The 13,823-nt window shown below is 70.6% G+C and carries 10 protein-coding genes; 6 read left to right on the forward strand and 4 right to left on the reverse strand.

Translation table 11 applies throughout. From position 1 onward, the window contains the following. Nucleotides 1-120: 120 nt before the first annotated feature. Nucleotides 121-1,323 (forward strand): ROK family protein, encoded by a 1,203-nt coding sequence (locus tag ABZO29_RS29505; protein WP_367323198.1) that lies wholly within the window; start codon nucleotides 121-123, stop codon nucleotides 1,321-1,323. A gap of 407 nt (nucleotides 1,324-1,730) precedes the next feature. Continuing rightward, a complete protein-coding gene (ppdK, locus tag ABZO29_RS29510) occupies nucleotides 1,731-4,478 on the forward strand; it encodes a pyruvate, phosphate dikinase (protein WP_367323199.1) in 2,748 nt (915 codons plus the stop codon). A 124-nt stretch (nucleotides 4,479-4,602) separates the two neighbouring features. On the opposite strand, the gene ABZO29_RS29515 is transcribed toward ppdK, so the two are convergent. The 3 genes from ABZO29_RS29515 to ABZO29_RS29525 all read right to left on the reverse strand — a co-directional run bounded on the left by ABZO29_RS29515 (nucleotide 4,603) and on the right by ABZO29_RS29525 (nucleotide 7,488). After that, nucleotides 4,603-5,049, reverse strand: coding sequence for an excalibur calcium-binding domain-containing protein (locus ABZO29_RS29515; RefSeq protein ID WP_367323200.1), 447 nt, complete (start codon nucleotides 5,047-5,049; stop codon nucleotides 4,603-4,605). A gap of 118 nt (nucleotides 5,050-5,167) precedes the next feature. Beyond that, nucleotides 5,168-6,646 carry a sensor histidine kinase gene (locus ABZO29_RS29520; protein ID WP_367323201.1) on the reverse strand — a complete coding sequence of 493 codons (1,479 nt, stop codon included), beginning with the start codon at nucleotides 6,644-6,646 and terminating at the stop codon, nucleotides 5,168-5,170. After that, on the reverse strand, nucleotides 6,643-7,488 hold the full coding sequence (locus ABZO29_RS29525) for a response regulator transcription factor (RefSeq protein ID WP_367323202.1): 846 nt from the start codon (nucleotides 7,486-7,488) through the stop codon (nucleotides 6,643-6,645). Before ABZO29_RS29525 ends, ABZO29_RS29520 begins: the two co-directional genes overlap by 4 nt. 271 nt (nucleotides 7,489-7,759) lie before the next feature. Here ABZO29_RS29525 and ABZO29_RS29530 point away from each other — a divergent pair, with 271 nt between their 5' ends. The 4 genes from ABZO29_RS29530 (at nucleotide 7,760) to ABZO29_RS29545 (ending at nucleotide 12,156) form a co-directional block, all read left to right on the forward strand. Continuing rightward, nucleotides 7,760-8,365, forward strand: coding sequence for a carbonic anhydrase (locus tag ABZO29_RS29530; protein ID WP_367326286.1), 606 nt, complete (start codon nucleotides 7,760-7,762; stop codon nucleotides 8,363-8,365). After that, nucleotides 8,362-10,101 (forward strand): SulP family inorganic anion transporter, encoded by a 1,740-nt coding sequence (locus ABZO29_RS29535; RefSeq protein ID WP_367323203.1) that lies wholly within the window; start codon nucleotides 8,362-8,364, stop codon nucleotides 10,099-10,101. Before ABZO29_RS29530 ends, ABZO29_RS29535 begins: the two co-directional genes overlap by 4 nt. A gap of 30 nt (nucleotides 10,102-10,131) precedes the next feature. After that, a complete protein-coding gene (locus tag ABZO29_RS29540; protein WP_367323204.1) occupies nucleotides 10,132-11,058 on the forward strand; it encodes an oxidoreductase in 927 nt (308 codons plus the stop codon). 177 nt (nucleotides 11,059-11,235) lie between these two features. Next, on the forward strand, nucleotides 11,236-12,156 hold the full coding sequence (locus tag ABZO29_RS29545) for a radical SAM protein (RefSeq protein WP_367323205.1): 921 nt from the start codon (nucleotides 11,236-11,238) through the stop codon (nucleotides 12,154-12,156). Here ABZO29_RS29545 and ABZO29_RS29550 read toward each other — a convergent pair. After that, entirely contained in the window at nucleotides 12,092-13,822 is a 1,731-nt protein-coding gene (locus tag ABZO29_RS29550) for a hypothetical protein (RefSeq protein WP_367323206.1), read from the reverse strand. The two genes, ABZO29_RS29545 and ABZO29_RS29550, sit on opposite strands and share 65 nt — an antisense overlap. Nucleotide 13,823 lies beyond the last annotated feature (1 nt).

Here is a 13,823-nt window from a genome sequence, read left to right on the forward strand (position 1 = left end):
TCGGGGCTCCCCGAAAGATGTCCGGCCGACCGGTTCGGTCGTGGCTACCGTAGGGTTACGTCTATTTAACACGCAAAACTCAATATGTAATGCAAGCTTGGGAAACACAAGGGGGTGCGCATGACGGGACGGAGTCAGGCGAGCGCCGGTGATCTGCTCGAACTCGTGCGCAGCGGCCGCGCGACGACCCGTGGCGCCCTCCAGCAGGCCACCGGCCTCTCCAGGGCCACCGTCGGACAGCGTCTCGACCGTCTCTTCCGCGCGGGCTGGCTGCGCGAGGGCGCGGGCGGCCCGGTCGACTCCCCGCTGGGCGGCCGCCCCTCCATCACCCTGGAGTTCGACGACGCCCACGCGGTGGTCCTCGCCGCCGACCTCGACACCCGGCACGCCCGCGCGGCAGTGCTCTCCCTGGCCGGCGAGATACTCGCCGAGCACAGCGGCACGCTGGTGCTCGGGGACGGCCCGGACGCCGTGCTCGGCGAGCTGGGCCGCTGGTTCGCCGAACTCCTCGAGAAGGCGGGACACCGGGCCGACGAGGTCTGCGGCATCGGCCTCGGCGTCCCCGGCCCGGTCGACAGCGGGACCGGCCGGGTCGTCCAGCCGCCGATCATGCCCGGCTGGGACGGCTACGACATAAGAGGCCGCCTGGCCCGCGCCTTCACGGAACGCACGGGGAGCGGGCGGATACCGGTCCTCGTCGACAACGACGCGAACCTCATGGCGTACGGCGAACAGCGCACCGGCCATCCCGACTGCTCGGCGTTCGTACTGGTCAAGGTGTCGACGGGAATCGGTGCCGGGGTCGTGGTCGACGGCTCCATCTACCGCGGCATCGACGGGGGTGCCGGGGACATCGGGCACATCCGGATCCCGGAGGGCTCGCAGGCGCTGTGCCGGTGCGGGTCGTACGGCTGCCTCGCCGCCGTGGCCAGCGGTGGCGCCGTGGCGCGGCGGCTGGCGGAGACCGGGGTCCCGGCGGCGTCCGGCTCGGATGTGCGGGACCTGCTCGCGGCCGGGCATCCGGAGGCGGCCGCGCTGGCCCGCGAGGCGGGGCGCCGGGTGGGGGAGGTGCTGGCGACGGTCGTGACCCTGCTCAATCCGGGCGTGCTGATGATCGCCGGAGATCTGGCGGGGACGCCCTTCGTCACCGGCGTACGGGAGCTGCTGTACCAGCGGGCGCTGCCGCGCTCCACGGCCCACCTGGACGTCGTGACGTCCCGGCTGGGGGAACGGGCCGGACTGGTGGGCGCCGGGGCGCTGGTCGTGGAGTACCTGTACGCGCCGGAACGGGCCGAGGAACGGCTGCTTGCGCTCGGCGTGTGACGAGGATGTTTCCCGTCCGCGGTCGCGTCCGCATGGTGAAATCCGGGCGCCTGTGGCAGCGTGATTCTCGCCACCCTTGATAAGGGTTGCGCTCAGATGAGCGGATCTTGGGCGACTGCACTTCTCCAAGGGGTGGCACTGAGTGCCACCCCTTGATCGTTCATCGATCGAAATCAGACGTGCCGATACCCGCTCATGTGAGCGCTGCCGACTGTCTGATGGGGGTTGATGCGTTCAGGAAATGAAAACATCGGCTGCTCAGCGCTTGCCAAGCTTTGACTTTCGATCCGTCGGCGGACGACTGGTTACAGGCGTATGACGCACAAGTGGACGTACCCAGGCGCCTTCGATCTGGGTATGTTCCTGGCCGTCAGGGCAGCCACCGCGTCCTCGAGGAGTCGAGACCCGTGTCGGAAAACAAAGATCCCCAGGTAGCCGCGCAGGGCAACAGCGTTGAGGGCGTGAAGTTCGTTTACGACTTCACCGAGGGCAACAAGGACCTCAAGGACCTCCTCGGCGGCAAGGGCGCAAACCTCGCCGAGATGACCAACCTGGGCCTTCCGGTCCCTCCCGGCTTCACGATCACCACCGAGGCGTGCAAGGTCTACCTCGACAGCGGCGAGGAACCGGCGGCACTGCGTGACGAGGTGAGCGCGCACCTCGAGGCCCTCGAAGCGAAGATGGGCAAGAAGCTCGGCCAGGCCGACAACCCCCTGCTCGTCTCCGTCCGCTCCGGCGCGAAGTTCTCGATGCCCGGAATGATGGACACCGTCCTGAACATCGGCCTCTCCGACAAGTCGGTCCAGGGTCTCGCCAAGCAGGCCGGCGACGAACGCTTCGCCTGGGACTCCTACCGACGCCTCATCCAGATGTTCGGCAAGACGGTCCTCGGCGTCGAGGGCGACCTGTTCGAGGACGCCCTCGACGCGGCGAAGGCTGCCAAGAAGGTCACGGTCGACACCGAGCTGGAGGCCGCGGACCTCAAGAAGCTGGTCACCAAGTTCAAGAAGATCGTCAAGACCGAGGCCGGCCGGGACTTCCCGCAGGACCCGCGCGAGCAGATGGACCTCGCCATCAAGGCGGTCTTCGACTCCTGGAACGGCGATCGCGCCAAGCTGTACCGCCGCCAGGAGCGCATCCCGCACGACCTCGGCACCGCGGTGAACGTCTGCTCCATGGTCTTCGGCAACCTGGGCCCCGACTCCGGCACCGGTGTGGCCTTCACCCGCGACCCCGCCTCCGGCCACCAGGGCGTCTACGGCGACTACCTGCAGAACGCACAGGGCGAGGACGTCGTCGCGGGCATCCGCAACACGGTCCCCCTCGCCGAGCTGGAGACGATCGACAAGAAGTCGTACGACCAGCTGATGCAGATCATGGAGACCCTGGAGAACCACTACAAGGATCTCTGCGACATCGAGTTCACCATCGAGCGCGGCCAGCTGTGGATGCTCCAGACCCGCGTCGGCAAGCGCACGGCGGGCGCCGCCTTCCGGATCGCCACGCAGCTCGTCGACCAGGGCCTCATCGACGAGGCCGAGGCGCTCCAGCGCGTCAACGGCGCCCAGCTCGCGCAGCTGATGTTCCCGAAGTTCGACGAGGAGGCGAAGGTCGAGCAGGTCGGCCGGGGCATCGCGGCGTCGCCGGGTGCGGCGGTCGGCAAGGCGGTCTTCGACTCGTACACCGCGGTGAAGTGGTCCCGTTCCGGCGAGAAGGTCATCCTGGTCCGCCGCGAGACCAACCCGGACGACCTGGACGGCATGATCGCGGCGGAGGGCATCCTCACCTCCCGTGGCGGCAAGACCTCCCACGCGGCGGTGGTCGCGCGCGGCATGGGCAAGACGTGTGTGTGCGGCGCGGAGGAGCTCGAGGTCGACACCAAGCGGCGCCGGATGACCGTGCCGGGCGGGCACATCGTCGAGGAAGGCGACGTGATCTCGATCGACGGGTCCAGCGGAAAGGTCTACCTGGGCGAGGTCCCGGTCGTCCCGTCCCCCGTCGTGGAGTACTTCGAGGGCCGGATGCACGCGGGTGCCCACGACGCGGACGAACTGGTCGAGGCCGTGCACCGGATCATGGCGTTCGCCGACCGCAAGCGCCGCCTGCGGGTGCGCGCCAATGCGGACAACGCCGAGGACGCGCTGCGCGCCCGTCGCTTCGGCGCCCAGGGCATCGGCCTGTGCCGTACGGAGCACATGTTCCTCGGCGACCGCCGCGAGCTGGTCGAGCGCCTCATCCTGGCCGACACGGAGGCCGAGCGCGAGGAGTCGCTGAAGCAGCTGCTCCCGCTGCAGAAGAAGGACTTCGTGGAGCTGTTCTCGGCGATGGACGGGCTGCCGGTGACGATCCGTCTGCTCGACCCGCCGCTGCACGAGTTCCTTCCCGACATCACCGAACTGTCGGTGCGCGTGGCGCTGGCGGAGTCCCGCCAGGAGCCGCACGAGAACGAGCTGCGCCTGCTCCAGGCCGTGCACCGCCTGCACGAGCAGAACCCGATGCTGGGTCTGCGCGGCGTACGCCTCGGCCTCGTCGTCCCCGGCCTGTTCACGATGCAGGTACGGGCGATCGCCGAAGCGGCCGCCGAGCGCAAGAACGCCAAGGGCGACCCGCGGGCCGAGGTCATGATCCCGCTCGTCGGCACGGTCCAGGAGCTGGAGATCGTCCGTGATGAGGCCGACCAGGTCATCGCGGAGGTCGAGGCGGCGACGGGCGTCCGCCTGAAGCTGGCGATCGGCACGATGATCGAGCTGCCCCGCGCCGCGCTGACCGCCGGTCAGATCGCCGAGGCCGCGGAGTTCTTCTCCTTCGGCACGAACGACCTCACCCAGACCGTGTGGGGCTTCAGCCGCGACGACGTGGAGGCCTCGTTCTTCACGGCGTACCTGGAGAAGGGCATCTTCGGGGTGTCGCCCTTCGAGACGATCGACAAGGACGGCGTCGGCTCCCTGGTGAAGGCCGCCGCCCAGGCCGGCCGCGAGACCCGTCCCGACCTGAAGCTCGGCGTCTGCGGCGAGCACGGCGGCGACCCGGAGTCGGTCCACTTCTTCCACGAGGTGGGACTGGACTACGTCTCCTGCTCGCCGTTCCGGATCCCGGTGGCGCGCCTGGAGGCGGGCCGCGCGGCCTCGCAGTCGACGGGCAGCGACCACCGCTGAGCCCCTGCAGGGGCACTGAACGCCGGAACTGCCGCCGGTCCCCGACCCTCACAGACCGAGGCGGCAGTTCCGGAGCACGAAGAGGGCGGCACCCTGTGCGGGGGTGCCGCCCTCTCCTCACGTGTCACTCGCAGGCGACGCCGTCCCCGTCGCGGTCGAGGTGGCGGCCGTAGCCGGGATCGCCCGCATACACGGGTGCGGCTCCGGCGGCTCGGGCCTCGCTGCAGTTGGCGTAGTAGGCGCTGCTGGAGCCGGAGTCGCTGCCCGCGGCGGGCTGTGCGGTGACGGTCTTGGTGACCTTGACCGTCTTCGTGGCGGTCACTGTGGTCGCCGGCTCGGGCACCGCGGTCTCCGTGGCGGTGGCCGTGGCCGTGACGGTGACCGTCGGCGCCGGCTTGGCGGCGGTCGGCTTCGCTTCGGTCGTCGTGTCCTCGTTGCCGCTGCCTATGCCGACGCCGATGAACAGGGCCAGCGCGAGTGCCGGGAGCACGTACCGCTTCCGGGCCCACTTGGGAGCGGGCCCGGATGCGGGATATGGCGGCACAGGCGGTGTGGTGTACGGGTTGGTCATCTCGCCCCCCAGACGTGTTACGTGAGGGGATGACCGTATTGCCGCGCTCTCAATTGTGTACAGGTTGTGGAGGATGTTTGTTCGTTCCGTGACTGACTCGGGTCACGGGAAGCCGCCGTCACGCCGGAAGCGCCGGCATCTCCCGCCGCCGCTGCCCCGGCTTCCCGACGGCGTGGCCGCCCGTCGGTGGTTCCGCGGACGGCAGGTGTACCACCGCGTCCAGGCCGCCCGTGGCCGCCGGGCGCAACTCCACCTCTCCGCCGCTGGCGTGCGCGAGCCGCTGAACGAGGGCGAGTCCCAAGCCCGTGCCGCCCTTGGGGGCGCCCGGGGCGCGCCAGAAGCGGTCGAAGGCGTGGGCGCGCTGTTCCGCGGTCATGCCGGGGCCCTCGTCGGTGATGTGCAGGTCGACCCGGCTCGGGCGGGCGTCGCGCAGGGCGCGCCGGGCCGGTACGTGGAGGCGGAGTTCGACGGTGACCGTACTGCCGGGCGGCGAGGCGCGCAGGGCGTTGGAGAGCAGGTTGTCCAGGATCTGCTCGACGGCACCCGGCACCGCGAGCACCGGGCCCACCCGGCCGGCGAACAGGACGAGGGAGACGCTTTGCCGTGCGAACAGCGGCAGCCAGGTCCCGTGCCGCTCCGCGCAGACCGCGCCCACGTCGACCGGTCCGGGGGTGGCCGCGTTCTCCTCCAGGCGGGCCATCGCCAGCAGCCCCTCCACCATCCGGGCCAGACGGTCCGTCTCGGTGACCGCGGCGGCGAGGCTGGCCTGTGCCCGTCCCGAGACGTCGGACTCCAGGTTCTCCAGGCGCAGCCGCAGCGCCGCGAGCGGCGTCTTGAGCTGGTGCGAGGCCTCGCCGGAGAAGGCGCGCTGCGCGGCCAGGAGATGTGCGAGGCGAGCCGCGGTGCAGTTGAACGCGGCGGCGAGGCTGCGGACTTCGGGCGGCCCCTTGGTGACGGTCACGGGGGTGGCCAGGCCGCCGCCCGCCAACTCGTGCGTGGCGCGTTCCAGTTCGCGGATGGGGCGTCCGGTCCAGCGGGCGATGCCGAAGCCGGCCGCGGCGACCGCCACGAGAACCCCGAGCCCGCCGGCCGCGAGCAGCAACCACACGTGGTGCACCCGGTCCTGCACCGTCCGGGTGGGCACGGTGAGCCACACGGCGCCCTCCGGACGCGCGTCCTGCAGAACGGGCACCGCGACGGACAGGTACTGGACGCCGCCGATGGTGGAGGTGCGGACGTCCGTCGTGGTGGTACCCCCGAGGGCGGCCACGATCCCCGGGCGGGAGGCCAGGGCGCGGGATGCCGCGGCGGACAGCGGGTGCGAGGCCGCGAGCGGCGTGCCCGAGCCGTCGACGACCACCACCTTGCCGCCGATGCGCTCGGCGCAGTGGGCCACCCGGCCGGGCAGATCCCGCTCGGCCCGCCCCGCCGCGAGGGACAGCGCGGCGAACGCGGAGACCGACTCGGCCTCGTCCTTCGCCGAGTTGACCACCCGCTCCCGCTCGCCGCGCGAGTACACGAAGCCCAGCGGGATCTCCAGACAGAGCAGCACCAGGGCGGCGAGCGTGAGGTAGCCGATCAGGAGGCGGCGGGTCATGGCTGCTCGCCCGGCTGGGCGTGCACCGCCAGCCGGAAGCCGACGCCGCGCAGCGTCTGGATCCACGCCGGATGGCCCAGTTTCTTTCGCAGCGCGGCGACATGGACGTCCAGCGTCTTGGTCGGGCCCTCGTAGTGCGGGTCCCACACCCGGTCGAGGATCTGCTGCCGCGAGTAGACCGCGCCGGGATCCTCGGTGAGCAGCGCCAGCAGTTCGAACTCCTTGGGGGTGAGCGTCACGGAGGCCTCGCCGACCCAGACCTGACGGGTGCGGCGGTCGACCACCAGCGGGCCGGGTTCCGGCGGCGCGTGGGGGGAACGCGGGGACGGGTCGTACGACGCCGTCGGTGTCGGCTCGTACGACAGGGCGGCCGGGGGCTCGTGTGCCGGTGGGGGCGCGGGCTCGTACGACGGCGGGGGCACGGGTTCGTACACGGGGGCCGCCGCTGTCGTGACCGTCGCCCACGCCTCCGCCGGCGCATGCGAGCGCTGCGTCCGCCGGGTCACAGCCCGCACCCGGGCCACCAACTCCCGTACGCTGAACGGCTTCGCCAGATAGTCGTCCGCGCCCAGCTCCAGGCCCAGTACCCGGTCGGCCTCCTCGCCGCGCGCGCTGAGAATGACGATGGGCACGTCCGAGACCTGCCGGATGCCCCGGCAGACGTCGATGCCGTCCATGTCCGGCAACCCGAGGTCGAGCAGTACGACATCGCCGTACGGCCCTCTCAAGCCGTCGTTGCCGGTGGAGACATGATCGACCGTCAGCCCGAAGTGCCGGAGCCCCTCGGCGAGCGGTTCGGCGATCGTCTCGTCGTCCTCGATGAGCAGCACTCGTATGCCCATACGTCCTGTCTCTCCGTGAATTCCGGACACCACGACAACGCGAATGCCAGGTCGTGGAGTTGACACGCTACGAGGGATGTCGACGCTGCGTCGAGTGATTGCGGCGCAGTGTGATCAGCCGCTCAGAAAGCGGTTGTGTGTCACTTTTCGGCGGGGCGTGACAAATAATGTCCTGCTGCTGTCCGGGCTCTGGTCTTCGCTTAACCTTCGTCTGTTCATCGCTCCTCTACGGTGTGGTCATCTGGCCGAACTCCCAGTCGAGGAGGCATCGTTGAAGGCATTGCTGGACCGGGCCCGCTCGTTCAAGCGGCAGGTCGATTTCGAGAGCGGTGAATACCGGAAACTGGCCGACGGGCAATTCCCGGAAGCGCTCTTCATTACCTGCTCGGACTCCCGGGTCATACCGGCGCTGATCACCGGCGCGCGGCCCGGAGAGATATTCGAGTTGCGGAACGCGGGAAATATCGTGCCGTCGTACGGACAGCCCGGGACCTCCGGTGAGGCCGCCACCGTCGAATACGCGCTGGAGGTGCTCGGGGTTCAGGACGTCGTCGTGTGCGGTCACTCACACTGCGGTGCGATGGGCGCGCTGAACTCCGGCGACGACCTGTCCCGGCTGCCGGGCGTGGACGCCTGGCTGTCGCTGGCCCGCCCGGAGCTGGCCCCGGTGCTCGGGGCCGGTCCCGACGATCCGTCCCTGCGTGACGTGGCGCAGCGCAACATCGTCAACCAGCTGGCCGGACTGCGCAGTCACCCGGTCGTGCGGCAGCGCCTCGACGCGGAGCGGCTGCGTCTGCACGGCTGGTACTACGAGGTCGACACCGGGCGGGTGTGCGAGCTCGACGACGACGGCTGCTTCCGGGTGCACGCCGCATGAGCGGGGCACACGCGCGGGGCCGCAGACGGGTGCGGACGGGGGCGACGGCCGCGCAGACGGGCCCGGGGATCGGCGTGAGGACGGGCGACGGCCCGGAGCATCGGCCACCGGCCGGAGCGACAGTCGCTCCGAAGCCCGGTGCGAAGGCCGACCTCGGCACCGAGATCACGGCCTCCCTCGTCGTCTTCCTCGTCGCGCTGCCCCTGTGCATCGGCGTGGCCGTGGCGTCCGGCGTTCCGGCCGAGCTCGGGATCATCTCCGGGGTGATCGGGGGCCTCGTGGTCGGTGCGGTCAGGGGCAGCACGCTCCAGGTCAGCGGGCCGGCGGCGGGACTCGCCGCGCTCGTCGCCGAGACCGTCGACGAGCAGGGCGTGGTCATGCTCGGGGTGATCGTGCTGTGCTCCGGGATCCTGCAGATCGTCCTCGGTCTGGTGCGGCTCGGCCGGATGTTCCAGGCGATTTCCCTCGCCGTCGTCCAGGGCATGCTGGCCGGCATCGGACTGCCGCTGATGTTCAGCCAGGCCTATCCGATGGCCGACGCCAAGGCCCCCGGCACCCCCATCGAGAACATGGCCGGGATCCCCGGGCTGCTCGCGGACGTCCTGATCGACCGCCAGGCGGTGATCGCCCTGCTCCTCGGTGCCGTCACGATCGTGCTCAGCTTCGTGTGGAAGAAGGCGCCGGGGCCGGTGAAGAAGATCCCGGCCGCGCTGGTCGCCGTAGGGATCGGCATCGGGGTCGCCGCGCTGCCCGGTGTGGACGTGAAGACCCTGCAGGTCGGGAACCTGCTCGGCGCCGTGCGTGTGCCGGGCGGCGAGCAGTTCGCGGGCCTCGCCGACGCGGCGATCATCACATCCGTCCTCACCTTCACGGTCATCGCCTCCGCGGAGAGCCTGTTCACAGCGGCCGCGGTGGACCGTATGCACAGCGGCCCGCGCACCCGCTACAACACCGAGCTCATCGCGCAGGGCGCCGGGAACACGATCGCCGGCATCCTCGGGGCGCTCCCCATCACCGCCGTGGTCGCCCGCAGTTCGGCGAACGTCCAGGCCGGCGCGAAGACCCGGCTCTCCCGCACCCTGCACGGCCTCTGGCTGCTCGCCTTCGCGCTGCTGCTGCCGCAGGTCCTCGCGCTGATCCCGATCTCGGTGCTGGCCGGGGTCCTGGTGCACAGCGGGTGGAAGCTGTTCGCGCCGGAGGAGTTCCCGAAGATGTGGCGCCAGGACCGGGGCGAGTTCGTGGTGATGGCCCTCACCACGCTGGTCATCGTGGCGACGGCACTGCTCGAGGGCGTGCTGATCGGGCTCGCCGCCGGGATCGTGCTGGCCGCGCTGCGCATGTCGCAGACCGTGATCCGGCAGCACCTCGAGGAGGACACCGCCAAGGTCGTCATGGCCGGCAACGCCACCTTCCTGCGGCTGCCGAAGGTCATCGAGGCGCTGGAGGCCGCCGCGGCCTCGGGCAAGCCCAGGATCCGTCTCGACCTGACCGGTGTGACCCATCTGGACCACGCCTGCCGCAACCAGATCGAGGAGTTCACGGCCCAGCAGCGCGGCCTCGGTCTGCGTGTGGAGCTGCTGATGCCGGGACCGGCGGCGACGACGGCCCCGCGGCCCGCGGCCGCCCCGCAGCCGGCTCCGGCAGCGGTGGGCCCGGGCCCCGGAGCCGAATGGTTCTACCTGGACACCCGCCCCGTCCCGGACGATTACGCCGGACGCCCGCCCCTCGTAGGCTGATGCCACGCTGTCAGCGGAGGGAGGCCGGCCATGTCCGGCTGGAACGAGAGGGACGTCCCCGGCCAGCGCGGTCGCGTCGCCGTCGTGACCGGGGCCAACAGCGGCATCGGGTACGTCACCGCGCGGGAGCTGGCGCGCAGGGGCGCCCGGGTGGTGCTCGCCTGCCGGAGCGAGGCGCGCGGCACCCGGGCCGTGGAGCGGCTGGCCGACGAGGTCCCCGGCGCGGACGTGGAGCTCGGGCTGCTGGACCTCGCGGACCTGGGTTTCGTGCGGGAGTTCGCGGACCGGTTCCCGTACGAGCGGCTCGACCTGCTGGTCAACAACGCCGGGGTGATGGCGCTGCCGTACGGGACGACCGCGGACGGGTTCGAGACGCAGTTCGGCGTCAACCACCTCGGGCACTTCGCGCTCACCGGGCTGCTGCTCCCCGCGCTGCTCGCCACCCCCGGTGCGCGCGTCGTGACCGTGTCCAGCCCGGCACACGCGATGGCCAACATCGACATCACTGATCTCAACAGCGAGCGCCGGTACCGGCGTTGGACCGCATACGCCCGTTCCAAGACCGCCAACCTGCTCTTCACCCACGAACTGGCGCGCAGGCTGGCGGCGCACGGCTCGGACGTGGTCGCGGCCGCGGCTCACCCCGGGTACGCCGCCACGAACCTGCAGTCCGCCGGGCCGCGCATGGCGGGCCGCAGGGCCACCGAGCGGTTGATGCGGATCGGCAACCGGTTCGTCGCCCAGTCGGCCGAGGCCGGCGCACTGCCCACCCTCTACGCGGCGACCGCCCCCGACGTACGCCCCGACTCCTTCACCGGCCCGTCCTTCGCGATGTGGCGCGGGACGCCCGCACCGTCGTGGCGGGCGCCCTGGACGACCAACGACATGGCGGCGGAACGCCTTTGGGCCGCGTCCGAGCAGCTGACCGGGGTGTCCTACGACGCACTGAAGGCATGAGTCCCCAGGGCCGCGCTGCGGCCCCTCACCGGAACCGGCCGGTGGCGGGAAGGCGTCACCGCAGTCACGCCACCTGCGTCAAGTAGCCCGTACGGGGGGCCGGATGCGACTGATCCAGCCAGTCTCCTCTATTGTCACGGCAGCCCTACCCGCCCCACGACTTGGAGCCGGCCCCTGATGACTCAGCCCCGCAGGTGCCTGCCCGACTACGTGGACTTCCGCCCCTTGGGGCGCTGCAATCTCGCCTGTCCCTTCTGTTACGGGCCCCGCCACAACGTGCCGTCCATGACGGAGGACGACGCCCTGCGCGTGGTCGAGATCCTCCGTGCCGAGCGGGTGAAGGGCGTGGTCATCTCGGGCGGGGAGCCGACCCTGCTGCCTTACCTGCCGAGGATCACGGCCGCCCTCGCCGCGCCGTACACGACCGGTGAACCGGGTCCGCGGATCGTCCTGTCGTCGAACGGGCTGGCGCCGATCCCGGCCATGGCGAAGATTCTCCCGCATCTGACGTGGCTCGCTCTGCCGCTGGAGTCGGCCGACGCCGGCGAGCACGCGGCGATGCGCATCGGGCACGCCCGGCACCGGGAGCGGGTGATCGCCCTGCTGACCGAGGTCCGGCGGTCGTATCCGGATGTCCGCATCAAGCTGGGCACGGTGATCACCAGGCTTAACTCGCGGGGCGCGGACGGGGTGCTGGACCTGCTGGACCGTTCCTGCCTGCCGGACGTCTGGAAGATCTACGAGATGTCCGAGACCAGCTACGGTGCCGACAACCGCGACCTCCTCACGCCGGAGCCGGGCGTGTTCGACGAGGTCCTGCTGCGGTGCGAGAAGGCCGCCGCGAACCTCGGGGTGGAGGTGGTCGTCTACCGCAATTCCACGAGGAGCGGCAACTACTTCTTCGTCGATCCCGACGGCAGCGCGGTTGTCGTCGACGACGGTGAGGAGCGGCGGCTCGGCTCGTTCTTCGAGCTCTACGACAGCGGCGCGGAATGTCTGCGGGACTCCGTCGGTGAGGGCAACGCCGCGAACTTCACCCGGACCTATCCGACATGGTCGCTGACAGGATCTCCAGACGCCGTCGTAGCAGCGCCTTGAAGTCCTGCTCCGCGGCCTCGTACTCCTCCACCGTGTTGGAGATGGCCCAGTACTGTTCGAACGCGGCGTCGTCCACCTCGTAGAACCTGCTGATCTGGCCGAACTCGATCTCGAACGTCCGCAGCGGCCTGCGGGTGCGGTCCAGCGGATCGGCGGTCATGTAGGGCTCGAAGAAGCCGACTTCGGAGGTGAGCAGGCTGGTGCCGGGGATGTCCATCGGGGCGATGCGCAACTGGATGCGCTCCCCGTACCTTCGGCGGAGCGTGCGGTAACTCTCGATGACGGGTCTGAACGTCTGCATGTAGTCGCCGTCCTCGATGTTCCTGAGGGCGGTGTCCGGGCTCTTCACCCGTGGCCGTGGTCCGCCTGCCTCCGCCGCGGCGTCGCCGACCAGGAAGTACGAGGTGATGCTGTTCCACGGGTTGCTGATGATCACCTCGACCCTGACACCGTGGGCCAGCCGCTCCTCGATGCCGGGCTTGTAGCGGTTCAGGGGCCCCAGGAAGTAGGAGGCCCCGCCGAACGCGATGATGCGGATGCGGTCCTTCTCCCGGCTGATGGCCTCCGACTTGGCGAAGTTGCGGCGCTCGTTGTCGCGCGGACCGTAGAAGTGGCTGAAGCTCTCGCGCGCCCCGACCACCGCCGCCGAGTCGTCACGGGCCGTGGCCAGGTTGTCCGCCGCCGCGAAGCTCTGCGGATGGTGTTCACCCAGTGCCGTGAACGTCAACTGGACGACGGAGTCCAGGGATTCGACCGCGCTCTTGATGTGGGCGTCGGTGTCCTGCGAGCGTGACGAGCGGGCGAGCTCGAAGCGGGCGACGGCCAGGTTGGCGCGGATGGAGAGCGCGAGCGGACTGTGTGTGCCGAACCGCACCATGCTCTTCTGCGCGACCCGCTCCAGGACACCGAGGGCTGTGCGCATGTCGTCGGTGGAGTCGGCGGCCCGGGCCAGGGTGAGTTTCGCGTCGGCCAGGGTGGCGAGCGCGCTCAGCACCTCGGAGCGGCCCTCGCCACGTCGGGCGAGCAGCCGGCGCGTGCACTCCCCGAGTTCGGTGACCGCGGCCGTGAGCTGCTCCGTGTCGGCGCGCTCCTTCGCGATGCTCACCAGGACGGAGGCCAGGGTGACGGCCAGCCGGTCGGCTGCGGGGTGGTGCGGCGCGCCGAGCAGCGCCTCCTGCGCGTGCTCGGCCCAGCTCGCCGCGAACTCGGTGTTGTGCGAACGCAGGCTGATCACGCTCAGGTTGGCCAGGATGACGACGTCCTCGGCGGCGTCCTCCGGCTCGGCGGACGGGTCGCGGGCCCGGTTGAGGGCGTAGGTCAGCACCAGCCTCGCCTCGTCCAGCTCGCCGTGCTGGGCCAGTTGAACGGCGATCCTGTTCCACACCGACGGCGGGAACACGGTCTGCCCGGCCTCCACCAGCTCCATGTGCCGAAGTGTCCGCTGGACGACTGCGCGGGCGCTGTCCCCCAGGCCGAGGCGGGTGAGCAGGCCGGAGAGGTGGGTGATCCGGTCGACGAGTGTGCGGTCGGGTTCGGCGGCGAGGCCGGCGGACCTGAGGTTCCGGACGAACTCGTCCAGCTCCTCCAGGTGGGCCGCCTTGGTCTGCTCCTCGTCGGAGAGGATGTCCTCCGCGAACGCGATGGCGTCGGAGATGGTCCTGATCACC

Origin of the sequence: Streptomyces sp. HUAS ZL42 (assembly GCF_040782645.1) — a bacterium.
Classification (GTDB): domain Bacteria; phylum Actinomycetota; class Actinomycetes; order Streptomycetales; family Streptomycetaceae; genus Streptomyces.